The sequence below is a fragment of the Erwinia rhapontici genome, from assembly GCF_020683125.1.
Classification (GTDB): Bacteria; Pseudomonadota; Gammaproteobacteria; order Enterobacterales; family Enterobacteriaceae; genus Erwinia; species Erwinia rhapontici.
Genome location: NZ_CP085627.1, coordinates 2,216,978 through 2,240,548, shown reverse-complemented (window position 1 = coordinate 2,240,548; position 23,571 = coordinate 2,216,978). Strand labels below are relative to the sequence as shown.

Sequence of the window (23,571 nt, the reverse complement as noted above, 5' to 3'; positions counted from 1 at the left end):
GCCTTCAATATTTTTCATCGCAACCCACGAATATTAGCGTTTCACAGACGGGTCAGCACGCGATTACACTGCACGCGTAAAAAAATTGTCTAATAAGAGTTAAAAACCATGCGTTCCAAAGGATTTATGATTTACCTTGCGCTGCTCAGCATGCTGGGCTTTCTTGCTACCGATATGTACCTACCCGCGTTTGGCGTGATGCAACATGACTTGCAGACGGAAGCCGGTGCCATTAGCGCCAGTTTAAGTATCTTCCTCGCCGGGTTTGCCTGCGCACAGCTAGTCTGGGGCCCGCTGTCAGACCGCATCGGCCGAAAACCTGTATTGATGATGGGGTTGAGTTTGTTCGCCGTTGGTTGTGCGGCAATGCTGTGGGTAGAGTCGGCTTTCTGGTTGCTGATCGTTCGCTTTGTTCAGGCCGTGGGGGTGTGTGCTGCGGCGGTGAGCTGGCAGGCCCTGGTGGTCGATCGCTACAGTGGTCCGCGGGCCAACCGTGTCTTTGCCACCATTATGCCTCTGGTGGCCCTCTCGCCTGCGCTGGCTCCCCTGTTGGGTGCCTGGCTACTGCAACACTTTTCATGGCGTTCGATTTTCGTTGTCTTGCTACTGCTCAGCCTCGCACTACTGATCCCTACATTGCGCTTGCCGTCACGCCCGGTGGACGATCACGGCGTCGTTAAGCCTCGCACTCCTGGCTTCCTCACATTGCTGAAGTCTCCTATTTACAGTGGCAACGTGGCGATTTATGCCGCGTGCTCTGCCAGCTTCTTTGCCTGGCTCACCGGGTCCCCTTTCATTCTGGGTAACCTTGGTTTGTCCCCTGCAGATATTGGCCTCAGCTATGTTCCGCAAACTGTGGCATTTCTTGTGGGCGGGTTTAGCTGCCGCGCCCTGTTGAACCACTTTGCCGGGCGCCAATTGTTGCCATGGCTGCTGGCCTTCTACAGCGTCAGCATTCTCGCGATCTATTTTGTTTCACTGCAGCCGCAGCCTTCCTTGTTTGCATTGCTACTGCCGTTTTGTGGAATGGCGATGGCAAACGGTGCGATTTACCCGATTGTGGTGTCCAGTGCGTTACTGCCCTTCCCCCAGGCGACCGGTAAAGCCGCCGCCTTGCAGAATATGTTGCAGCTCGGCCTCTGTTTTTTCGCCAGTCTGGCGGTGTCAACATGGATTGAATCCCCGTTACAGACCACTACGCTGGTGATGGCTGGCACGATTGTTCTGGCTGTCGTTGGCTATATCGTCCAGCGACTGGCGGAGCAAAAACAGCCCCACCTGACGGCGCCGGGCCAGGTGGAATCCTGTAAAAACACTTAGTTAGCGCCCTAACAATAATGAATTGAATATTACCTTTCGTGGGCATATACTTTTCAGCGCAATATAAAATAACAACTTAACACCATTTTTGAGTGGGCGATGGCGTTTGTCGTCGTCCACTGTTGGTTCCTGACAGGGTTGTCATGGAGTTGTTCCGAGTGACTACGTTACGACCTCTGTCAGTTTCACATCAAACCTCTTTTTTAACGTCGGATATCAGACTGCGGCATTCGCCGTGAGTGCTCTCACAGGCCTGTAGAAACAGACAATTCTTTTTCTCAGGTTTTAATCACACAGGGTGATGGAGAAGCTATGAGTTCATCGTGTATAGAAGAAGTGAGCCTTGACGACAACCCGTGGTATCGAATCGTCCAGGAAATGTTGAGTCAGGCCAATATTGAAATCAATGGTTCCCGTCCCTGGGATATCCAGATTACCAACCCCGTTTTTTTTAAACGCATTCTGCAGGAAGGATCGCTGGGGTTAGGTGAAAGCTATATGGATGGCTGGTGGGAATGCGAACGCCTGGATATCTTTTTCCAGCGTGTTTTGCAGTCAAAATTAGATCAGCAACTCCCTCACCATTTCCGCGACACCTTGCGTGTTGTGGCCTCCCGACTCACGAATCTGCAAACGCGCAAACGCGCGTGGATTGTTGGCAAAGAGCATTATGATCTGGGTAACGATCTCTTCACCCACATGCTCGATCCTTATATGCAATATTCCTGCGGTTACTGGAAAGAAGCCCGTACGCTGGAAGACGCTCAGGAAGCCAAATTGCAGATGATCTGTGAAAAACTTCAGCTGGAACCGGGCATGTCTTTACTGGATATTGGCTGTGGCTGGGGAGGTCTGGCCGAATATGCCGCGCGTCACTTTAGCGTAAATGTTGTGGGTGTTACCATTTCCGCCGAACAACAAAAGCTGGCGCAACAGCGCTGCGAAGGGCTGAATGTGACGATTTTGCTTCAGGATTATCGCGACCTGTCTGAGCAGTTCGACCGTATTGTTTCTGTCGGAATGTTTGAACATGTCGGGCCGAAAAATTACGCTACCTATTTTGATGTGGTGAATCGTAATCTGAAACCGGAAGGTATTTTCCTGCTGCATACCATTGGTGCTAACAAAACCAATAATGATGTTGACCCGTGGATCGACAAATACATTTTCCCTAACGGTTGCCTGCCCTCTGTGCGTCATATTGCCGCCGCCAGCGAACCCTGGTTCGTGATGGAAGACTGGCACAATATTGGCGCTGATTATGATGTGACGTTAATGCACTGGTATCAGCGTTTTCTTAGCGCCTGGCCTCAACTGTCGGATAAATATGGCGAGCGTTTTAAAAGGATGTTCACTTACTATCTGAATGCTTGTGCGGGGGCGTTTCGGGCAAGGGATATTCAGCTCTGGCAGGTGGTATTTACCCATGGCAAACAAGGTGGACTGCGCGTTGCGCGTTAGGACATACTCTGTTTAGCAGGGGCGACGTCATGTCGCCCTTTTTTATCGCCTTACGCTTCCGGGCTCTCAGCCTGTTGTTCGCTGACTGCGGCAGCCAGTAATGCCGCTTCACGCTGAGCCAGAACACGCTCAACGGTTTCCACAATCGCCTGCGTATGCGGGTCGATCTCAATATTCACACGATGCCCCAGACGTTTGCTGCCTAAGGTAGTGCGCATCAGTGTCTCGGGGATCAGATGAACACAGAATTTTGTGCGCGTCACCTCTCCTACCGTCAGGCTGATACCGTCAATGCCAACAAATCCTTTATGCAGGATATATTTCATCTGACTGGCATCCTGCGGTTTAAACCAGATTTCGCGATTGTTTTCCGAGGTGAGTATTTTGCTGATCTCTGCCGTGGTCATAATATGACCTGACATCAAATGACCGCCAATTTCATCACTGAATTTTGCTGCACGCTCAACGTTAACGGTATCACCGACTTTCAGATCGCCCAGATTGGTAATACGCAGCGTTTCTTTTACCAGATCAAAGCTAACGCGGTCGCCATCGACTTCGGTCACCGTCAGGCAACAACCATTATGGGAAACGGACGCACCCAGTTCCAGCCCGGGCAATAATGCCTCCGGCATTCTGATCACATGGGTACGAAAATTAGGTTTTTCGTCAATGTCCAGCACCTCCGCGGTGCCCTGCACAATACCGGTAAACATAGCTGTTGCCTCAATCAATGTGTTTTCGCTCCAGTTAGTTTGCCCTGGCATCGCCACAAAACCAAATAAAGTCCCGTTTAATTGCGTGACATAAAGAGCGATTCTTTTATCAGAAGATTGGCTATTTCCACCGCTGACACTAGAATGGAACGCCTGCCCTGCTGGCATCATCGCAAATGCCGTTTATTTCTTCAGCAGTGTCTTTCATCATTCAACTCCCCAATGGATTTCACGTCGCAGTAAAACGTCGCGAAACATAGCGGAAAAATTAAAAAGGTGTATGTGTGCAGAAGTACCTCTTAGAGGCGCGTCAGTTATTAGCCCTTGCTATCCCGGTGATCCTTGCGCAGGTTGCGCAAACCTCCATGGGCTTTGTTGATACAGTGATGGCCGGTGCCGTTAGCGCCACGGATATGGCCGCCGTTGCAGTAGGAACCTCAATCTGGTTACCTTCCATTCTTTTTGGTCACGGTTTGATCCTGGCGCTGACGCCGGTGGTGGCTCAGCTTAATGGTTCTGGCCGACGTGAGCGCATTGCGCATCAGGTTCGCCAGGCCTACTGGCTGGCAGCGATGGTCTCTGTGCTGATTATGGTGGTGTTGTATAACGCCGGATACCTGATTGGCGCCATGCACAATGTTGACCCGGAATTATCCAGAAAGGCCGTGGGATACCTGCACGCCTTGCTGTGGGGCGCTCCCGGTTATCTGTTTTTCCAGGTCGCCCGTAATCAGTGTGAAGGTTTATCCAAAACGAAACCCGGCATGGTCATGGGGTTCCTCGGGCTGCTGGTGAATATCCCGGTTAACTACGTCTTTATCTACGGTCACTTTGGCATGCCTGCACTGGGCGGTATTGGCTGCGGCGTGGCAACCGCATCGGTCTACTGGGTGATGTTTATCGCGATGAAGGCCTGGGTGAATCGAGCCAAATCAATGCGCGATATCCGTGTTGAGGGACGTTTCAGTCCGCCAGACTGGAAAGCATTACGCCGTCTGACCGGGCTTGGTCTGCCGGTTGCGCTGGCGCTATTCTTTGAAGTGACATTGTTCGCTGTCGTGGCCCTGCTGGTGTCTCCGATGGGGATCGTCAAAGTCGCGGGCCATCAGATCGCCCTGAACTTCAGTTCACTGATGTTCGTCCTGCCTTTGTCGTTGGGGGTCGCTACCACCATCCGCGTAGGCTTCCGGCTGGGTCAGGGTTCGGTTGAGCAGGCAAAGGTCGCCGCATGGACAGCACAGGGCGTGGGCATCTGTATGGCTTGTCTCACCGCGCTGTTCACCGTGACGTTCCGCGAAGAGATCGCCCTGCTGTATACCGATAACCCTGAGGTGATTACGCTGGCAGCACAGCTGATGTTCCTGGCGGCGGTGTATCAATTCTCTGACTCCATTCAGGTGATCGGCAGCGGCATCCTGCGTGGCTATAAAGACACCCGTTCAATCTTCTTTATTACCTTCGTCGCCTATTGGATCCTCGGCCTGCCGAGCGGTTACGTGCTGGCGATGACCGACTGGGTGGTCCCGGCAATGGGCCCTTCAGGATTCTGGACCGGCTTTATCATTGGACTGACCTCCTCTGCCGTCATGATGATTTGGCGGATGCGCCGTCTGCAACGTCAGCCTGCGGAGATGATTCTCACGCGTGCAGCGCGTTAATTTTCTGATAAACCCGGGGAAAATGATTAAAATTGCTGCGCTTCGCACAGTTGCGCAGCAATCAGACGCAAAAATCCTTTTTTCTCCTTGCCAGGCGTTCGGGGTGTCGTTAATATTCGTCCCCGTTGTCACCACGACAACAATTTGCGTCTGTAGCTCAGTTGGTTAGAGCACCACCTTGACATGGTGGGGGTCGATGGTTCGAGTCCATTCAGACGCACCATCTTTCTTCCAAAGAAAGATGAGCGAATAACAAGTGGCGAGTATTTCGTGCTAATGCGCGGCGGCAATTGAGTGAATCCGCAGGAGCATACATCAGTATGTGACTGGGGTGAACGAAAGCAGCCAACAAAGCAGTAGTATGAAAGACGAAGCAAATTATGCGTCTGTAGCTCAGTTGGTTAGAGCACCACCTTGACATGGTGGGGGTCGATGGTTCGAGTCCATTCAGACGCACCAAATTCCTTTCCGAAGCATCACCCTACCCGTGTTACCCTACTCAAAAGGCTTTGCCCTGTTCCACGAAACGTACCACATCCCCTTTTTTTGCCCTCAACCAGACTTTCAGATTAACCTTACTTCGTGCTGGTTTGCGCAACGAATTTGATGCGCATCATTCCTGCATGCTATTTCACGCTTTTTAATTGGTTTTCGAACACTTAGCGACTATAATACGGAACGTTGTTTCACTTGAATGGTTTCAGCGTATGGTTGCCCCTCAATTTATAACGAGTACCTGTTGCGCAACGTCCTGCTGCGCCTGCGCCGAAACCACGTCTCAACTTACCCTGCATGCTTTAATTCTGTCACCTATCCTTACTCAGTATCGACGTTTTCATAACGCAAATTTTTTTCCTCCGGGGGAAACACCGCCGGGATCCATCTTTAATCATCCATCACAACTTAATAGATAAATCGTCATGAAAAAGACTAAAATCGTATGTACTATCGGCCCAAAAACCGAATCTGAAGAGATGCTGACTAACCTGCTTGATGCCGGTATGAACGTGATGCGTCTGAACTTTTCCCACGGGAATTATGAAGAACATGGCCAGCGTATTACTAACCTGCGCTCCGTCATGAGCAAAAGCGGTCACCAGGCTGCCATTCTGCTGGACACTAAAGGTCCTGAAATCCGTACGATGAAGCTGGAAGGCGGTAACGATGCCTCCCTGAAAGCGGGCCAGACCTTCACCTTCACCACCGACCAGACCATCATCGGTAACGCCGATACCGTCGCGGTGACTTACGCTGGTTTCGCTTCTGACCTGAAAATCGGTAACACCGTACTGGTGGATGACGGTTTGATCGGTATGGAAGTTATCGAAGTCACTGAAAGCACCGTGGTATGTAAAGTGCTGAACAACGGTGACCTGGGTGAGAACAAAGGCGTTAACCTGCCGGGTGTGTCCATTCAGCTGCCTGCGCTGGCTGAGAAAGACAAGCTGGACCTGATCTTTGGCTGTGAGCAAGGCGTCGACTTCGTTGCTGCCTCATTCATTCGTAAGCGTTCAGACGTGATCGAAATCCGTGAGCATCTGAAAGCGCACGGCGGCGAGCATATCCAGATCATCTCTAAAATTGAAAACCAGGAAGGCCTGAACAACTTCGACGAAATCCTTGATGCCTCTGACGGTATCATGGTCGCTCGCGGTGATCTCGGCGTTGAGATCCCGGTTGAAGAAGTGATCTTCGCTCAGAAGATGATGATCAAGAAGTGTAACCGTGCACGTAAAGTGGTGATCACCGCCACTCAGATGCTCGATTCGATGATCAAAAACCCGCGCCCTACCCGTGCGGAAGCCGGTGACGTTGCCAACGCCATTCTCGACGGCACTGATGCTGTGATGCTGTCTGGTGAAAGCGCCAAAGGGAAATACCCGCTGGAGTCTGTCACCATTATGGCCACCATCTGCGAACGTACCGACCGCGTGATGAAAAGCCGCATCGACTCCCAGCACGACAACCGCAAAATGCGCATCACTGAAGCAGTCTGTCGTGGAGCGGTAGAAACGGCTGAGAAACTGGAATCGCCACTGATTGTGGTTGCCACTGAAGGCGGCAAGTCTGCGAAGTCCATTCGTAAATACTTCCCGAATGCAACGATCCTCGCCCTGACGACAAACGAGCAGACTTCACGTCAGCTGTTGCTCAGTAAAGGCATCATCACTTCCGTGGTGAAAGAAATCGCCTCAACTGACGATTTCTACCGTCTGGGTAAAGAAGCGGCAGAAGCCAGCGGCTACGCGCAGAAAGGCGATGTAGTGGTCATGGTTTCTGGTGCATTGGTACCAAGTGGAACGACCAATACTGCATCAGTGCACGTTCTGTAATTAAAAATTACGCCTTGCATTTAAAAAGCGCCCTCAGTGGCGCTTTTTTTACAACTTGCGTAAGACGTTTCACAAAGCGTCCAATCGAAATTAACGATTTAATTACCGAAGAAACGACGTTCCCTCCGATTAAAATCGCCTGTTTTCGCTTCGTTTTTTGTAAAATATCAGAAATAAGATGCTTCTTTGAGCGAACGATCAAGTTTAAGCACTTTCTCATCAAAAAATTATTCTCATTAGAAAATACTTTGTGTAATACTTGTAACGCTACATGGAGATTAACTTAATCTAGAGGGTATTAATAATGAATCGTACTAAACTGGTACTGGGCGCGGTAATCCTGGCTTCAACTATGCTGGCTGGTTGCTCAAGCAACGCTAAAATCGATCAGCTGTCTACCGACGTGCAGACTCTGAACGCTAAAGTTGACCAGCTGAGCAACGACGTGAACGCAATCCGTTCTGACGTTCAGGCTGCTAAAGATGACGCAGCTCGTGCTAACCAGCGTCTGGACAACCAGGCTCACTCTTACCGTAAGTAAGAGTTCTGGTAATGAAATGGCGCACATTGTGCGCCATTTTTTTTGCCTGTTATCCGGAGTCTTCCACCATGCGTCCAACCCCGTCTAAAACGCCCTGTAAACGATTTTAAGCCCCACCAGCACCAATACTAGTTACTGGTGCAGATTTGCCCTCCGAAGCAGCAGGATCCTGTTTATCCTCGTTAACAGGCAACTCACGGTTACCATCGACTTTCTCCCCCTCGTTGACCAGCACTGGCATCCCTGCTCTGCGTTCAATCGCCGCTTTGATGACTACCCGATCGCTGGCATCACTGTTGATGAACTTCTTAGCAGCCACCGTCAGTGCAATCGGCATGGTTTGTGGGTCGTCCTTTTCGCTATGCGACAACGGCTGATGCACTTCCAGATAACGCTTACCGTCCGGTTCAACCGCGTATTTCACGGGCTGATTGATGATCTGCACGCGCGTGCCTTTAGGAACGCTGTTAAACAGTGCTTCGATATCGTCCGGACGCAAACGGATGCACCCTGAACTGACGCGCATGCCAATACCAAAATCAGCGTTAGTACCGTGGATCAGATAGTGCTGCTTACCGTAAGCCAGACGCAGCGCAAACAGCCCCATTGGGTTATCCGGCCCTGCGGGTACGGTTACCGGCAGCGTCTTACCTTCAGCCGCGTAGCGCTTACGAATATTAGGAGTGGGTGTCCAGGTTGGATTGGGGATTTTCTGGCTGATGCTGGTGACCATTGCCGGGGTATTCGCCCCCAGTTGACCAATACCGATGGGATAGACGATCACTTTGTTTTCATCTTTGGGATAGTAGTAGAGGCGCAGTTCAGCCACGTTGACAACGATCCCTTCACGTTTCGTATCAGGAAGTAGCATCTGCGTTGGAATGGTCAGCTGTGAACCCGCTTTGGGCAACCAGGGGTCGGTACCGGGATTGGCTTCCAGCAGGCCCAGCAGGCCCACTTTGTATTTGGCTGCCACCGACTCCAGCGGCTGCCCGTCATTGGGCACGACAAAAGTGGTGTTCTCACCAATCAGGCGGCTGTTGTCGGGAGGAAGCGGATACTCGGTTGCGCTAACGGCGTGCATCCCGGCAAGAAAAGTAAGAACAGAGATCCCGGCAAAGCGGTAAAAAAGTTTCATGCGCATTTCTCGGTTATGAATGGATAGATACACAACCTGACTCGCTTATGGCGGACGATAAATCCCCCCGTAACCGGGATCGGGATGTGTAAACACCCCACTGTAGCCTGGCGGGGTGCTTACCGAGAAGTGTAGCAATTCAAGGCTGAGTAAGAATCAGCGCTTTCTTACGAATGGCACGAATCATTGCTTCCAGTCCCTGAGAACGGGACGGCGTTAATTGTTGCGTCAGTGAAAGGTCGGCAAACCATGGGCGGACATCGAAATCAACGATTTCCTGCGGCGTCATCTTTTGGTACAGCGCGAAGACAATGGCAATCAACCCTTTCACCAGCGCGGCATCGCTGTCGCCCTGCAGGCGAACACAGCCTGTTTCATCGGTGTCGACGACAATCCACACCTGACTCTGACAGCCCGGAATGATGTTTTCCGGCTGCTGAAGGGTTTCCGCCTCGCCCGACAGGCGCGCACCCAGCTCAATGATGTACAGATACTTCTCTTCCTGGTTAGCGCAACGATTGAAGTTACGTACCAGCTTGTCTTTATCTGGCAGAGTTGCCATTGCTTCCTCACTTAAAAACGAAAGGGCGAGGCATGCCTCGCCCCTGCGGGTCGGTGCGGGTTGAAACTTAACCCAGCAAACGGTGAATACGTGTTAAACCGGCGGCCAGTCGGTCCACTTCTTCTTCGCTATTATACAGAACAAACGAGGCACGACACATGGCAGGTACCTCGTAATGCTGCATTAACGGCATGGCACAGTGATGACCGGTACGTATCGCGATGCCATACTGGTCCAGGAAGCTGCCAACATCAAAAGCATGGTGCTTACCCAGGTTGAACGCAATCACGCCAGCGCGCTGCTGCGGGCCATAAATCACCAGATCCGGCACTGCGGCCAGTTTATCCAGTGCATAGCGCATCAGTTGCTGTTCACGTTCGGCAATCACATCCAGCCCGAGATCGCTGACCCACTTGATGGCAGCGCCCAGACCGATAATCGCCCCGGTATTCGGTGACCCCGCTTCGAAGCGCCATGGAGCCGCAGCAAAGGTGGTGCCTTTGGTCAGGCTGACGGTAGCAATCATCGCCCCGCCCCCTTCCCACGGCGGCATCTGATCCAGCAGTGCCTTACGGCCATACAGGATGCCAATGCCGGTCGGGCCATAAAGTTTGTGCCCGGAGAAAACATAAAAATCGCAGTCCAGATCCTGGACGTCGACCTGGTGATGCATCACGGCCTGCGCACCGTCGATCAACGTAACCACGCCTGCGGCTTTCGCCTGCGCGACCAGCGCTTTCACCGGATTTTCAGTTCCCAGCACGTTAGAGACCTGCGTCACCGCCAGCAGGCGGGTACGGCTGTCCATCAATACAGGTAACTGAGCGATATCCAGCTCACCGTTAGCAGTCAGTGGGATAAAGCGCACTTCAGCGCCGGTGCGCTGTGCCACCATCTGCCACGGCACGATATTCGCGTGGTGCTCCATCTCCGTAATGATGATGTTGTCGCCCGGCTGCAACTGGCTGCCGCCCCAGCTGTTAGCGACCAGATTGATCGCTTCTGTGGTGCCTTTAACGAAGACGATCTCTTCCGCTGAAGCCGCATTGAGGAACTGTGCGGCCTGAGTGCGCACATTTTCCATTTCCGTGGTGGCTTCCGCACTCAGCGTGTGAATACCCCGGTGCACGGCGGCATAGCCATGTTCATAAAAGCGGCTTTCTGCGTCAATGACTGCCTGCGGCTTTTGCGCACTGGCCGCACTGTCGAGATAGGCCAGCGGTTGCCCGTTGACCTCGCGCGCCAGCAGCGGAAACTCCGCCCGAACGCGGGCCAGGTCAAAACTCATTGCAGGCCTCCAGGGAAACGCTGCGCGATGCGCTGCATCACGGCTTCTTTCAGCGTTTCATCAGAAATGGCTTCGGTTAATTCAGCGGCAAACGCATAGATAATCATGCGCTGTGCGGCGGCTTCGTCGATCCCACGAGAACGCAGATAGAACATCTGCTCTTCGTCAATACGACCGATCGTCGCACCATGACCGCATTTCACGTCATCAGCGTAGATTTCCAGCTGCGGTTTGGTATCCACTTCTGCCAGACGTCCCAGTAACAGGTTGTTGTTACTCATCTGACCGTCAGTTTTCAGCGCATACTTGGCCACTTTAATATGACCATTAAACACCGCACGGGCACGGTCACGCACAATGGTTTTATGCAGCTGACGGCTCTGGCAATGGCCTTTGTTGTGCTCAAGATAGGTGCGGCTGTCACACACTTCTTTGTCCAGCGGCAGCATCAGGCTGTTGATCACCAGGTCGCTGCCCTCGCCTTCCAGTTTGCTGCTGGTGTTGTGACGGGTCAGACCCGCCCCCAGCAGGAAGCTGTGGCTCTGCACGCGCACATCACGGCCCAGCATCAGGTCGTTATGTGAGAAGTGATAACTGCTCTGATCTTCGAAGCAGAGGTTGTAGTGCGTCAGCTGCGCGTTATTGCCCACATCGGCGGTGAAACGCGCACCGGTAAAGTGCGTTGAGGCGTTAAGCGTGACGTAATGCTCAATCACCGTCGCTTCCGACGCTTCTTCCAGCACCAGATGGTGACGATAGTGAGAGGTGTTCATCTCGCCTGCCGCACTGCCGCTGCTGATGTGAAGCAGGTAAAGGGGACGTGCTGCTGCTTTACCACGTGCCAACTGAATGGTCGTCACTTCCTCTGCCAGGCTTTCTGTCAGATGCAGGAATACTTCGGGCTGAATTGGCGCACTCAACTCGCGACGTTCCGCGGCCTGAGTCACCTGAATGGCGAACAGGTCATACTCACTGTCACTCAGGGCCGGTGCAAAACGTCCATCAACAAATACCAGGCGCACAGCATCAATCGCCAGTGCCACGTCGTCGATAGCGTCTGTATTTAGTTCAGCAGGCTGAGGCAGCACAAACTGATGGCCCAGCAGCTGGTCCAGCGGCGTGTATTTCCAATTTTCCTGCTTACGCGTAGGCAGGCCTAAGCGCAGCAGCTGCTGCCAGTGTTGCTGAGCCTGCAACGAACGGCTTTCACCACGCGTTTCAAACAGGTGATGCCACTGTTGCAGCGCGTTATCACTCTTGGTCGGTAAGCCAGCCATAGCCTTGCTCCTCCAACTGTTTAACCAGTGAGAAATCACCTGATTTCACAATTTTGCCCTGATACAGCACATGGACGAAGTCCGGCTGGATGTAGTCAAGAATACGCTGGTAGTGCGTGACGATGATGAATGAACGTTTGCCATCACGCAGGTTGTTAACCCCGTTTGCCACGATTTTCAGGGCATCGATGTCCAGACCGGAGTCCGTCTCATCCAGGATGCACAGATCCGGCTCAAGCGCCGCCATCTGCAGAATATCATTACGCTTTTTTTCACCGCCGGAGAAACCAACGTTGACGGAGCGGGTCAACAGATCCTCAGGCATTTTCAGCAGCTGAATCTTATCTTCAATGAAGTCCTGGAAATCAAAACGGTCCAGCGCTTCCTGTTCACGGTATTTGCGCACCGCGTTAACCGAGGTTTGCAGGAAGAACTGGTTACTGACGCCAGGGATCTCAACCGGGTACTGGAAAGCCATAAAGATGCCTTCACCGGCACGATCTTCCGGGGCCAGTTCCAGCAGGTCTTTACCTTTAAACTCCACGGAGCCGCCGGTGACTTCATAATCTTCACGCCCTGCCAGAGTGGCAGAAAGGGTACTTTTCCCTGAGCCGTTTGGCCCCATGATGGCGTGAACTTCGCCCGGTTTGATTTCAAGATTCAATCCACGCAGGATAGCTTTGTCTTCAACGCTGACCTGTAAATCTTTAATGCTTAACATAAGGTTTCCTTCGTAGTGCTTTCCGGCACCATATCAATGCTGTGCGTAGGTTAGCCCACGCTGTGTTCGAGGCTGATGGCCAACAGTTTCTGCGCTTCCACTGCAAATTCCAGCGGCAGCTCTGAGAAGACATCCTTGCAGAAACCGTTAACAATCATAGAAATCGCATCGTCTTCGCTGATCCCGCGTTGCAGGCAGTAGAACAGCTGGTCTTCACCAATACGTGATGTGGTGGCCTCATGCTCTAACTGTGCGGTGTTATTACGCACTTCCACATACGGGAAAGTGTGTGCACCGCATTCCGCACCAATCAGCATCGAGTCACACTGGGTAAAGTTACGCGCATTGGTGGCGGTTGGCATGATTTTCACCAGGCCGCGATAGGTATTCTGGCTGGTGCCAGCAGAGATACCTTTAGAGATGATGGTTGACTTGGTGTTTTTACCAATGTGGATCATCTTGGTGCCGGTATCAGCCTGCTGGCGTCCGCTGGTCAGCGCGACAGAGAAGAACTCACCAATCGAGTTATCACCGCGCAGGATCACACTCGGGTATTTCCAGGTGATTGCAGAACCGGTTTCCGACTGCGTCCAGGACATCTTACTGTTCGCCCCTTCACACAGTGCACGCTTGGTGACGAAGTTCAGGATACCGCCCTCGGAGTCGCCACCGGAGAACCAGTTTTGCACCGTGGAGTATTTCACTTCCGCATCTTTGTGGATGATCACTTCCACCACCGCCGCATGCAGCTGGTAGGTGTCACGGACCGGCGCTGAACAGCCTTCGATGTAGCTCACGTAACTGCCTTCATCGGCAATCAGAATGGTGCGTTCAAACTGGCCGGTTTTCGCCGCGTTAATACGGAAATACGTCGACAGCTCCATCGGGCAGCGCACCCCTTTCGGGATGTAAACGAAAGTCCCGTCAGAGGCCACCGCTGAGTTCAGCGCGGCAAAGAAGTTGTCATTTGCCGGAACAACGGTGCCCAGATACTGTTGAACCAGCTCCGGGTGCTCGTGGATGGCTTCACCGAACGAACAGAAGATAATGCCCTCTTTCGCCAGCTTATCGCGATAGGTGGTCGATACGGAGACGGAGTCAAAGATCGCATCTACGGCCACTTCCTGGCCTTCACGTACCGGTACGCCTAACTGTTTAAAGGCGTCTTCCACTTCCTGGGTCAGGTAGTTGGGCGCATCGGTTCCTGAAGCCTGTGTGGCACCTGGCTCAGAGGCACAGCTGTCATCACAGTTGCCGCAGGACGGCGCGGAATAGTAGCTGTAATCCTGATAATCCAGCTTTTTGTAGTTGGCTTTCAGCCAGTGAGGCTCTTCCATTTCAAGCCATGCAGCGAAGGCCTTCAGGCGGAATTCCAGCATCCACTCAGGTTCGTTACGTTTAGCCGAGATTGCGCGCACCACATCTTCATTGATGCCGTGTTCAAACTCTTCGGTTTGCAGTTGGGTAAAGAAGCCTTCTTTGTAGTTCTGAGGGCTGCCTTCCCAAACCTGTACATCGTCAGATGCTTCAGTATTACGAGACATAGGGTTCACTCAACGCCAAAGCTCTCACCACAGCCGCAGGCGTGTTGAGCTTTAGGGTTATTAAATTTGAAAATCTGGTTCAGGCCTTCGCGCACGAAATCCACTTCCGTACCGTCGATATAGGGCATCGCCTGCAGGGGCACGAATAACAACGCACCGTTATGGCTGAACACCAAATCATCCGCCGCCGATTCTTTCGCCATATCCATGGTGTAACCAAATCCGGCACAGCCAGAGGTTTTGACACCCAGCTTCAGGCCCTTAATCTCAGGGTCACCTGCGGCCAGATTGATGATTTGCTTTGCTGCGCTGTCAGTAAGCGTCAGCCCTTTCCAGATGTACTCATCCGGAGAAAAAGTGGCAGGATTTGCTGATTGCATAATTTACCTCGCGATACGATAGCCCTTCGGGCTAGTGCCCCTATGTTAGTGATTACCAGAATCACTTCAACCTCTTGTTTTGCAGGGATAAAGGACAAAAGGTGCTTTTAGGGAACTCTTGACTAAGTTTAGACCCTGTAAAAAAGATTGCGCTTTGCCTGAAAGACACATCGTCTCAAAAGATAAGCGTTTGAAAATAAGATGTTTATATTTTGTTATCTAAACCGAATACTTTCTATAACTCATTCTCGTTATTCACCGTGACGCGGTTATCGTTATCACCGATTTTTCTGACAGGTGAGGTATATCAATAAAAATTCCCACGTTACGATTGAATAATATCGCAGTTATAATATGATAATGATTATCATTAGCGCGACTGGAACCCGTAATGAATCTGTCGATGAGTGCGTGGCTGCAACATAAAATTGATGAGTACACGTTTTCCGTACGTGATATCACCGTCGACTTTTACATGGCGCAGGCTAAGTTAAACCGGCCCGACTGTTCCATTGAACAACTGCGTAAGTTCAATGATACCTGCCTCGACATGGCCGAACTCTGCCAGCTGAATGGCGACGATCAAAGCTATCTTCACGCGCTGGGAAAACTCCATCAACGACTGGTTGTTGAGCTGAGCAACACCGACCGCGAACGCCTGTTTCGGATGCAAGCCTGGCAACTGGCACGCCACTCCCTGAGTCGCCTCTGTCATCAGCTGGCAATGAATGGCGAATGGGATAAAGCGACCGTGTTGCAAAGCGAATTCGTTAAGCACGCGTCGTGGATAATGTAATCTTCAGAGTATTATACCGCGTGCCAGTGATGCGAAAAACCCCGCATTAAGCGGGGTTATCGGTCAAATCACAGCAGTTGTGAGGCGGGACGTACAGCACAAGCGATTATTGTTGTCGAAAATTTCTATTTGCCACACCTGATGACGCCGTCCGAGATGCACAGAACGGCACACACCACGGACCTCGCCTTCCCGTGCGGCCCGCAGATGATTGGCGTTGATCTCCAGCCCAACCACCTGCTGTTCACCCTCGGTGCAGAGATACCCAGCCATTGAGCCTAGTGTCTCCGCCAGCACCACCGATGCTCCGCCGTGCAGCAGACCAAACGGCTGGCGCGTACGCTGATCAACCGGCATCACCGCTTCAATTCGGTCCTCCGCCAGCACCGTAAAACGGATGCCAATATGGTCCACCATCGTGTTTTGACTGCGCAGATTTAACTGCTCAAGCGTGGCTTCACGCTGCCAGATTGCCATTACAGGATCTCCAGTAATGCCTGCAGAGGATGGCGTATACCGCTACCTTCAATACGTTTCACCTGACTGCGGCAGGAATAGCCGGTCGACAGACAGCGCTGACGCGGCAGTTTTTGCAGGGCATTTTGCCAGGAGAGCGCATAAATCCCGAGCGAGTTTTCCAGGTTTTTTGCTTCATGCCCGTAAGTCCCGGCCATGCCGCAGCAACCCACGCTGACATTTTCCAGCCTGGCACCAAAGCGGGCAAAGATCGTTTCCCACTGTTTAATCGAGCCGGGCAGCGCAGTGACCTCGGTGCAGTGGCCAAACAGATACCAGGATTCACCTTGTGCTGCGGGCTGGGCATCACGCGTCGCCAGCGCAGTATGCAGCCATTCATGGACTAACTGCACATGGAAATCCCCCCGTTTATCACCCAGTACCTGCTTGTACTCATCGCGGTAGCAGAGCACCAGCGCCGGATCGACACCCACCAGCGGCATCTTCAACTGCGCCACACGATTGAGGAAATCAGCAGTTTTCTGTGCGGTACGCGCAAACTGTTGCAGGAAGCCCTTAATATGCTGCGCTTTGCCGTTCGGCGAGAACGGCAGTACCACAGCAGTGAAGCCCAACTTTTCAATCAGTTGCACAAAGTCGGCCACCAGCTGTGCTTCGTAATAGCTGGTAAACGGGTCCTGAACCACCAGCACAGTCCGCGCACGCTGTTCAGCACTCATCTGTTCGAGATCTTCCAGCGTCGTGCCCGATGCCCGATGACCGGCCAGCTGCTGCTTCAGCGTCGGTGACGATAAGAGCGGCAGGTCGACCATACCGATATGGCGCTTGCTGAGCGATTTGACCCACGGCTGACGTAAAAAGAAGTTAAAGGTCTTTGGCGCTTTTGCCATCAGCGGCGCATAGCTCTCCACCGTTGCGACCAGATAGTCACTGGCCGGACGCAGGTAGCGCGTGTGATAGAGCTGTAAAAAGCGTGAGCGGAAACCAGGAACATCGATTTTGATCGGACATTGGGTTGAACACGCTTTACAGGCCAGGCAGCCTGACATCGCGTCTTTCACCTCGTGGGAAAAATCATACTGCCCGCGTTTGGCCTGCCAGCTGTTGCGGGTCCGCTGGATCATACCGCGCAGACTGATTCCTTTTGACGGCAGTTGCTGCTCAAGCACCAGTGGATCTACGCCCTGCTCGGCCAGCAAACGCAGCCATTCGCGCGTCAGCGTGGCACGCCCTTTCGGTGAATGCATGCGGTTGCTGGTGATCTTCATTGACGGGCACATCGGGCTTTTCACATCAAAGTTAAAGCATAAGCCGTTGCCGTTACACTCCATCGCGCCACGCCAGTCAGTCCGAACGTTAACCGGGATCTGGCGATCGTACGTGCCACGTTTCACTGCATCGACTTTGAGCATCGGGTCGTCGACGCCCAGCGGTGCACAGATTTTACCCGGATTCAGACGGTTGGCAGGGTCGAAGGCGGCTTTAATGCGGCGCAATTCGTTATACAGCACCTCGCCAAAGAACGCCGGACTGTACTCCGCGCGGAATCCTTTCCCGTGCTCCCCCCACAGCAGGCCGCCATAACGCGCTGTCAGGGCCACGACTTCATCAGAGATCTGTTTCATCAGCATCTCCTGCTGCGGGTCGCACATATCCAGCGCAGGGCGCACGTGCAGCACCCCGGCATCCACATGGCCAAACATGCCATAACTGAGGTTATGCCCATCGAGCATTGCACGGAAATCGACAATATAGTCAGCGAGGTTCTGCGGCGGCACGCAAGTGTCTTCAACAAACGGAATCGGCTTGGCACGCCCTTTGGCATTTCCCAACAGCCCCACGGCTTTTTTGCGCATCCCGTAGATACGCTCAATACCGGAAACGTCATCACAGAGCTGATAGCCAATGACCCCGCCCTCGCGCAGTGACATTAACGTTTCAAGTCGCTGGCACAGCGATTCCACCTGGCTGTCGATCAGGGATTTATCGTTGCCAGCAAACTCCACCATATTCAGGCCAAGCATCTCTTTGTCAGGAATATCCGTAATCAGTTCACTGACGGAGTGCCAGACAATGTCTTCACGGGCAAGGTTCAGCACCTTAGAATCAACGGTTTCGACCGACAGCGCTTTGGCCTCCACCATAAATGGCGCATTGCGCAGCGCAGAGTCAAAGGAGTCGTATTTAATGTTAACCAACCGGCGCACTTTTGGGATCGGAGTGATATCCAGGGTGGCTTCGGCGATAAACGCCAGCGTGCCTTCAGCGCCACATAAAATGCGCGTCAGATCCAGCTGTTGCAGATCGTCACTCAACACATGACGCAGATCGTAACCGGTGAGAAAACGGTTAAGTTTAGGGAATTTGTCGATGATCACGTCACGCTGCTTACGGCAGCGGTCCAGCACCACGCGATAGATATTGCCTTCCGCACCGGGTGCCTGCGCGCGTATTTCCGCTTCGCTAACGGGCATCGCATACGTATCCAGCACCTCTCCCCCCAGCAGGACCGCTTTCAGGCCCAGCACATGATCGGAAGTTTTGCCGTACACCAGCGATCCCTGGCCTGAGGCATCCGTGTTAATCATGCCGCCAAGTGTGGCGCGGTTACTGGTGGACAGTTCCGGGGAGAAAAAGTAGCCAAAAGGTTTCAGGTAATCATTGAGCTGATCTTTTATGACGCCCGCTTCAACTTTTACCCACCCCTCTTCGACATTGATATCCAGAATGCGCTTCATATGGCGCGACATATCCACCACAATACCCTGATTGAGTGACTGCCCGTTGGTGCCGGTGCCGCCACCGCGTGGCGCAAAGGTCAGGGAATCGAAGCGACTGTCTGCCGCAAGGCGTGCAATCAGTGCCACATCAGCCGTGGATCGGGGAAAAATAACCGCATCGGGCAACAGTTGATAGATACTGTTGTCGGTGGACATAATCAAACGGTCGGCATAGCTTGTCGCTGTGTCGCCAGTAAAACCATCCTGTTTTAAGGCATCCAAAAAACTCAGCACCAACGGAACAAGACCCGGTGCCTGGGAAATCTGTGGGATCATTATCGGGTGACCAAAAAGTTATGTGAATCGTTTGCGTTGCTCAAATAGCGCAGTTATCCGTTTTATCACATTTTTTTATGACCTGCCGTTATTTCAAAAAACGAAGCAAAAGAATAACCTGTTGTTTCTGTCGCTAAATCGTTTCATACATCATGATTTAAACGTCAGGGTTAGCGTAACCGATGCGCCTGCGCTGATTTTAAGAGACAAATCGCATTTTACTTGAGGTCACTGTTAATCGATGAAGAACGCGCAAAAAGGTTGGGACTTACCGCAAATCGTGTTTTCACTGCTGTTTATCAGCCTGACGATTGTCGCGTGTTTTTGGGTGGTTCAGCCGTTTATTCTGGGGTTTGCCTGGGCCAGCATGGTGGTGATTGCCACCTGGCCATTAATGATCAAAATTCAGGGTTTGCTGTGGGGTCGCCGCGGGCTGGCGGTGCTGGTCATGACGCTGTTGTTGATTCTGGTTTTTATTATTCCTGTTGCCGTACTGGTTAACAGCCTGATTGAAAACGTCCCTCCGCTACTTTCGTGGCTCAGTTCGGGCCATCTGCAAATGCCGGATCTGCACTGGCTGCGCAGCATTCCTCTCGTTGGCAGAAAGCTCTATTCGGCTTATCACAATCTGCTAGCCGGCGGCGGGTCAGCATTGATTACGCAGGTACAGCCTTATATTGGCCGCACTACCGGGTTCTTCTTTGCTCAGGCGGGCCACTTTGGCCGCTTTATGATGCATCTCGGTCTGATGTTGCTCTTTGCCGTGCTGCTGTTCTGGCGCGGTGAGCAGGTGGGGCACGGTATCCGTCATTTCGCCTTCCGTCTGGCGTCTCGTCGTGGGGATGCTGCCGTCTTGTTGGCTGGTCAGGCTATTCGAGCGGTCGCCCTCGGCGTTGTCGTCACCGCGTTAGTTCAGGGTGTTCTGGGAGGAATTGGACTGGCAATCTCCGGTATTCCTTATGCCACCATACTGACGGTACTGATGATTCTCTCTTGCCTGGTTCAGCTCGGTCCGTTGATTGTGCTGGTACCCGCTATCATCTGGCTTTACTGGAGCGGAGACACCACCTGGGGCACAGTCCTGCTGGTCTGGAGCTGTGTGGTGGGTACTCTGGACAACGTGCTGCGGCCCATGCTGATTCGTATGGGTGCTGACTTACCGATGATCCTGATTCTGTCAGGCGTGATTGGTGGCCTGATTGCCTTTGGTATGATTGGTCTGTTCATTGGCCCGGTCGTGTTGGCCGTCTCTTACCGCCTGGTTTCTGTCTGGGTACATGAGTCACCGGCACCGGAAGAAGACCCGCTGGCAGTGGTTGAAGAACTCGCCGAAATTGAAGCAGAAGCGCACCAGCCAAAAGCATAATCGCCCCTTCGTTTGCAGTCAGTTCGCTGACTGCAAACATTAGCGCATGGAATATTTCCGCATCATAAATCCTGATTTTCATTAATGGAATTTATCACTAAATCCCACTTTTCACGCTTTCCAGCCCTTGCATCACCAAATTGCTGATATTTTGCACATCAATTTGCGTTAAAAACCGCCACCTGCACCGGGAAATATTATGAGTTTTAAACTAATAAGATGATTCTTAAAGACGCCATAAACGCGGTTGCATAGTATGGATATCAAGTTTGAAATCACCCCACTGGTTTCTGAACAATGTTATTTCCCTGAGTAAAGAATTGCTGTGTGTAGTCTTTGCCCATCCCCTGTGATGGGCTTTTTTTTGTCTGAAATTCGGCATAAAAAAAGGATAACCGCAGCGCGGTTATCCCTTGCATCGATCCCGGACGCGGTATGCCACGCCTCTAAGGATATCTGGTTAATCGTAGGGGTCGGGCATGCCCGACCCGCAACCACCCGCGTTTACTTCTTCAACTCAGCCAGGCTCAGCCACGTCTGAACCACGGTATCCGGGTTCAGTGACAAACTGTCAATGCCCTCTTCCATCAGCCAGGCGGCAAAATCTTCGTGGTCTGAAGGTCCCTGCCCGCAGATACCGACATATTTCCCCTGCTTCTTCGCGGCGCGGATTGCCATCGACAACAGCGCTTTTACGGCATCATTACGCTCGTCAAACAGCTCGGATACCACACCGGAGTCGCGGTCCAGCCCCAGCGCCAGTTGGGTCATATCATTTGAGCCAATCGAGAAGCCGTCAAAGTATTGCAGGAACTCGTCAGCCAGCAGCGCATTGGACGGGATCTCACACATCATGATGATCTTAAGCCCGTTCTCACCCCGCTTCAGTCCCTGGCGTTCCAGTTCCTCCACCACGGCTTTCGCCTGGGCTACGGTGCGCACAAACGGCACCATGATCTCTACGTTGGTCAGCCCCATATCGTTGCGTACACGTTTGACCGCCGCGCACTCCAGTGCAAAGCAGTCACGGAAGCTATCCGCCACATAGCGACCGGCGCCACGGAAGCCGAGCATTGGGTTCTCTTCTTCAGGTTCATAACGTTCGCCACCGACCAGATTGGCATATTCGTTAGTCTTGAAGTCTGAAAGACGCACAATCACGCGTTTTGGCGCAAATGCCGCCCCCAGAGTGGCAATCCCTTCGGTCAGGCGGCCAATATAAAACTCAATCGGGTCGTCAAACCCTTTCATCATGGTGCGGATCTGCTTCTGCAACTCCGGCGTCTGCTGGTCAAACTCCAGCAGTGCCTTAGGATGTACACCGATCATTCGGTTGATAATAAACTCCAGGCGCGCGAGTCCCACCCCTTCATTCGGCAGGCAGGCAAAATCAAATGCACGATCGGGATTACCCACGTTCATCATGATTTTCAGCGGCAGCGATGGCATTTCATCAACCTGCGAACTTTTGACCTCGAAGTCGAGCAGTTCATCATAGACATAGCCGGTGTCGCCTTCCGCACATGACACCGTCACTTTATGACCGTCTTTCAGGATATCGGTGGCATTACCGCACCCGACAACCGCCGGGATCCCCAATTCACGGGCAATGATCGCCGCATGACAGGTACGCCCACCGCGATTGGTGACAATGGCAGACGCCTTTTTCATGATCGGTTCCCAGTCAGGGTCGGTCATGTCGGTCACCAGTACGTCACCTTTTTCAATGCGGTTCATTTCACTGATGTCGTGAATGACTTTCACTTCACCGGCACCGATACGGTGACCGATGGCGCGGCCTTCAACCACCACCTTACCGTTGCCCTGAAGTGTGTAACGCTCCATCACTGAACCGTTAGAACGGACGGTTTCCGGACGAGCCTGTACGATAAACAGTTTGCCGGTATGGCCATCCTTCGCCCACTCAATGTCCATCGGACGCTGGTAGTGTTTCTCAATCTGCACGGCCTGCGCCGCCAGTGCTTCCACTTCTTTATCCGTCAGGGAGAAACGGTCACGCTCTGCTTCTGGCACGTCCTCGATCCTTACCTGCTCGCCATGCTCCTGCGAATCTGCGTAGACCATGCGGATTTTCTTCGAACCCATATTACGGCGCACAATGGACGGGCGACCTGCGGCCAGCGTCGGTTTATGCACGTAAAACTCATCCGGGTTAACCGCACCCTGCACCACCATCTCACCCAGGCCCAGCGCAGAAGTAATAAATACCACCTGATCGAAGCCCGACTCGGTATCAATAGTAAACATCACGCCGGCAGAGGCGAGATCAGAACGCACCATGCGCTGCACCCCGGCGGAGAGTGCCACACCACGGTGATCGTATCCCTGATGCACACGGTACGAGATCGCACGATCGTTAAACAGGGAGGCATAGACATGCTTAACGGCAATGAGCACCGCATCATAGCCCTGCACATTGAGGAAGGTTTCCTGCTGCCCGGCAAAGGAGGCATCCGGCATATCCTCTGCGGTGGCGGAAGAACGCACCGCAAACGATGCATCAGCATCATCGGCTGACAACTGGTTGTACGCCTCGTGTATCGCCTGTTCCAGCTCTGGCGTAAACGGCGTTTCTACCACCCACTGACGGATCTGTTTACCCGCCTTCGCCAACTCATCAACATCATCAATATCGGTCTTATCCAGCAGATCATAGATACGCTGATTGACGCCGCTTTGGTCGAGGAACAGGTTGAACGCTTCCGAGGTTGTCGCAAATCCGTTCGGCACTGATACACCCAACGATGACAAGTTAGTAATCATTTCACCCAGAGAGGCATTTTTGCCTCCCACCCGATCCACATCGTTCATGCCAAGCTGGTTATACCAGAGCACTAGCGGCAATTGGCCTTTATTGGACATTGAAGCAATCCTTGTAAGATTTAATTAAAAATATGAGGAGTACAGTAATGCTTC

General features: G+C 52.6%; 18 protein-coding genes, 2 tRNA genes and 1 other RNA gene. 10 read left to right on the top strand and 11 right to left on the bottom strand.

The window, feature by feature from the left end; genetic code table 11:
* The first annotated feature begins 108 nt into the window (after window positions 1–108).
* Window positions 109–1,320: a purine nucleoside transporter PunC gene (gene punC, locus LJN55_RS10550; protein WP_133845261.1), complete on the top strand. Its 1,212-nt coding sequence runs from the start codon at window positions 109–111 to the stop codon at window positions 1,318–1,320.
* A 312-nt stretch (window positions 1,321–1,632) separates the two neighbouring features.
* Entirely contained in the window at window positions 1,633–2,781 is a 1,149-nt protein-coding gene (cfa, locus tag LJN55_RS10545) for a cyclopropane fatty acyl phospholipid synthase (protein WP_227536210.1), read from the top strand.
* Between the two features lie 50 nt (window positions 2,782–2,831).
* On the opposite strand, the gene LJN55_RS10540 is transcribed toward cfa, so the two are convergent.
* Window positions 2,832–3,497 (bottom strand): riboflavin synthase subunit alpha, encoded by a 666-nt coding sequence (locus tag LJN55_RS10540; RefSeq protein WP_133845265.1) that lies wholly within the window; start codon window positions 3,495–3,497, stop codon window positions 2,832–2,834.
* 284 nt (window positions 3,498–3,781) lie between these two features.
* Here LJN55_RS10540 and LJN55_RS10535 point away from each other — a divergent pair, with 284 nt between their 5' ends.
* From LJN55_RS10535 to LJN55_RS10515, 5 genes are all read left to right on the top strand, one after another.
* Window positions 3,782–5,155, top strand: coding sequence for an MATE family efflux transporter (locus LJN55_RS10535; RefSeq protein WP_133845266.1), 1,374 nt, complete (start codon window positions 3,782–3,784; stop codon window positions 5,153–5,155).
* Between the two features lie 146 nt (window positions 5,156–5,301).
* Window positions 5,302–5,378 (top strand) — tRNA-Val (locus LJN55_RS10530).
* A gap of 159 nt (window positions 5,379–5,537) precedes the next feature.
* Window positions 5,538–5,614 (top strand) — tRNA-Val (locus LJN55_RS10525).
* Window positions 5,615–6,075: 461 nt separating this feature from the next.
* Window positions 6,076–7,488: a pyruvate kinase PykF gene (pykF, locus tag LJN55_RS10520; RefSeq protein ID WP_159337214.1), complete on the top strand. Its 1,413-nt coding sequence runs from the start codon at window positions 6,076–6,078 to the stop codon at window positions 7,486–7,488.
* A gap of 304 nt (window positions 7,489–7,792) precedes the next feature.
* Window positions 7,793–8,029 (top strand): major outer membrane lipoprotein, encoded by a 237-nt coding sequence (locus LJN55_RS10515; RefSeq protein WP_034895178.1) that lies wholly within the window; start codon window positions 7,793–7,795, stop codon window positions 8,027–8,029.
* A 106-nt stretch (window positions 8,030–8,135) separates the two neighbouring features.
* On the opposite strand, the gene LJN55_RS10510 is transcribed toward LJN55_RS10515, so the two are convergent.
* The 7 genes from LJN55_RS10510 to sufA all read right to left on the bottom strand — a co-directional run bounded on the left by LJN55_RS10510 (window position 8,136) and on the right by sufA (window position 14,939).
* On the bottom strand, window positions 8,136–9,167 hold the full coding sequence (locus tag LJN55_RS10510; RefSeq protein ID WP_320443523.1) for a L,D-transpeptidase family protein: 1,032 nt from the start codon (window positions 9,165–9,167) through the stop codon (window positions 8,136–8,138).
* Window positions 9,168–9,306: 139 nt separating this feature from the next.
* Window positions 9,307–9,729 carry a cysteine desulfuration protein SufE gene (gene sufE, locus LJN55_RS10505; RefSeq protein WP_133845272.1) on the bottom strand — a complete coding sequence of 141 codons (423 nt, stop codon included), beginning with the start codon at window positions 9,727–9,729 and terminating at the stop codon, window positions 9,307–9,309.
* A gap of 67 nt (window positions 9,730–9,796) precedes the next feature.
* A complete protein-coding gene (sufS, locus tag LJN55_RS10500) occupies window positions 9,797–11,017 on the bottom strand; it encodes a cysteine desulfurase SufS (RefSeq protein ID WP_133845274.1) in 1,221 nt (406 codons plus the stop codon).
* The gene (gene sufD, locus LJN55_RS10495) at window positions 11,014–12,294 is read right to left on the bottom strand and encodes a Fe-S cluster assembly protein SufD (RefSeq protein ID WP_133845276.1); all 1,281 of its coding nucleotides are present in this window, start codon (window positions 12,292–12,294) and stop codon (window positions 11,014–11,016) included. The genes sufS and sufD overlap by 4 nt, the downstream gene beginning before the upstream one ends.
* Window positions 12,269–13,015 (bottom strand): Fe-S cluster assembly ATPase SufC, encoded by a 747-nt coding sequence (gene sufC / locus LJN55_RS10490; protein WP_133845278.1) that lies wholly within the window; start codon window positions 13,013–13,015, stop codon window positions 12,269–12,271. Before sufC ends, sufD begins: the two co-directional genes overlap by 26 nt.
* A 50-nt stretch (window positions 13,016–13,065) precedes the next feature.
* Window positions 13,066–14,559, bottom strand: coding sequence for a Fe-S cluster assembly protein SufB (gene sufB, locus LJN55_RS10485; protein ID WP_133845279.1), 1,494 nt, complete (start codon window positions 14,557–14,559; stop codon window positions 13,066–13,068).
* A gap of 5 nt (window positions 14,560–14,564) precedes the next feature.
* Window positions 14,565–14,939, bottom strand: a complete 375-nt coding sequence (gene sufA, locus LJN55_RS10480; RefSeq protein WP_133845281.1) for a Fe-S cluster assembly scaffold SufA — start codon at window positions 14,937–14,939, stop codon at window positions 14,565–14,567.
* A gap of 391 nt (window positions 14,940–15,330) precedes the next feature.
* Here sufA and LJN55_RS10475 point away from each other — a divergent pair, with 391 nt between their 5' ends.
* A complete protein-coding gene (locus LJN55_RS10475; RefSeq protein WP_133845283.1) occupies window positions 15,331–15,735 on the top strand; it encodes a hypothetical protein in 405 nt (134 codons plus the stop codon).
* A gap of 63 nt (window positions 15,736–15,798) precedes the next feature.
* Here the strand turns inward: LJN55_RS10475 and LJN55_RS10470 are convergent, their stop codons facing one another.
* Entirely contained in the window at window positions 15,799–16,212 is a 414-nt protein-coding gene (locus tag LJN55_RS10470) for a hotdog fold thioesterase (RefSeq protein ID WP_133845285.1), read from the bottom strand.
* Window positions 16,212–19,268 carry a D-2-hydroxyglutarate dehydrogenase YdiJ gene (ydiJ, locus tag LJN55_RS10465; protein WP_227536209.1) on the bottom strand — a complete coding sequence of 1,019 codons (3,057 nt, stop codon included), beginning with the start codon at window positions 19,266–19,268 and terminating at the stop codon, window positions 16,212–16,214. Before ydiJ ends, LJN55_RS10470 begins: the two co-directional genes overlap by 1 nt.
* 241 nt (window positions 19,269–19,509) lie before the next feature.
* Between ydiJ and ydiK the strand changes: the two genes are divergently transcribed.
* Together ydiK and rprA are read left to right on the top strand one after the other, a co-directional pair.
* On the top strand, window positions 19,510–20,634 hold the full coding sequence (gene ydiK, locus LJN55_RS10460) for an AI-2E family transporter YdiK (RefSeq protein WP_133845288.1): 1,125 nt from the start codon (window positions 19,510–19,512) through the stop codon (window positions 20,632–20,634).
* 264 nt (window positions 20,635–20,898) lie between these two features.
* Window positions 20,899–21,002, top strand: an RNA gene (gene rprA, locus LJN55_RS10455) — antisense sRNA RprA.
* Window positions 21,003–21,138: 136 nt separating this feature from the next.
* On the opposite strand, the gene ppsA is transcribed toward rprA, so the two are convergent.
* Window positions 21,139–23,517 carry a phosphoenolpyruvate synthase gene (gene ppsA / locus LJN55_RS10450; protein ID WP_133845291.1) on the bottom strand — a complete coding sequence of 793 codons (2,379 nt, stop codon included), beginning with the start codon at window positions 23,515–23,517 and terminating at the stop codon, window positions 21,139–21,141.
* Window positions 23,518–23,571: the final 54 nt, after the last annotated feature.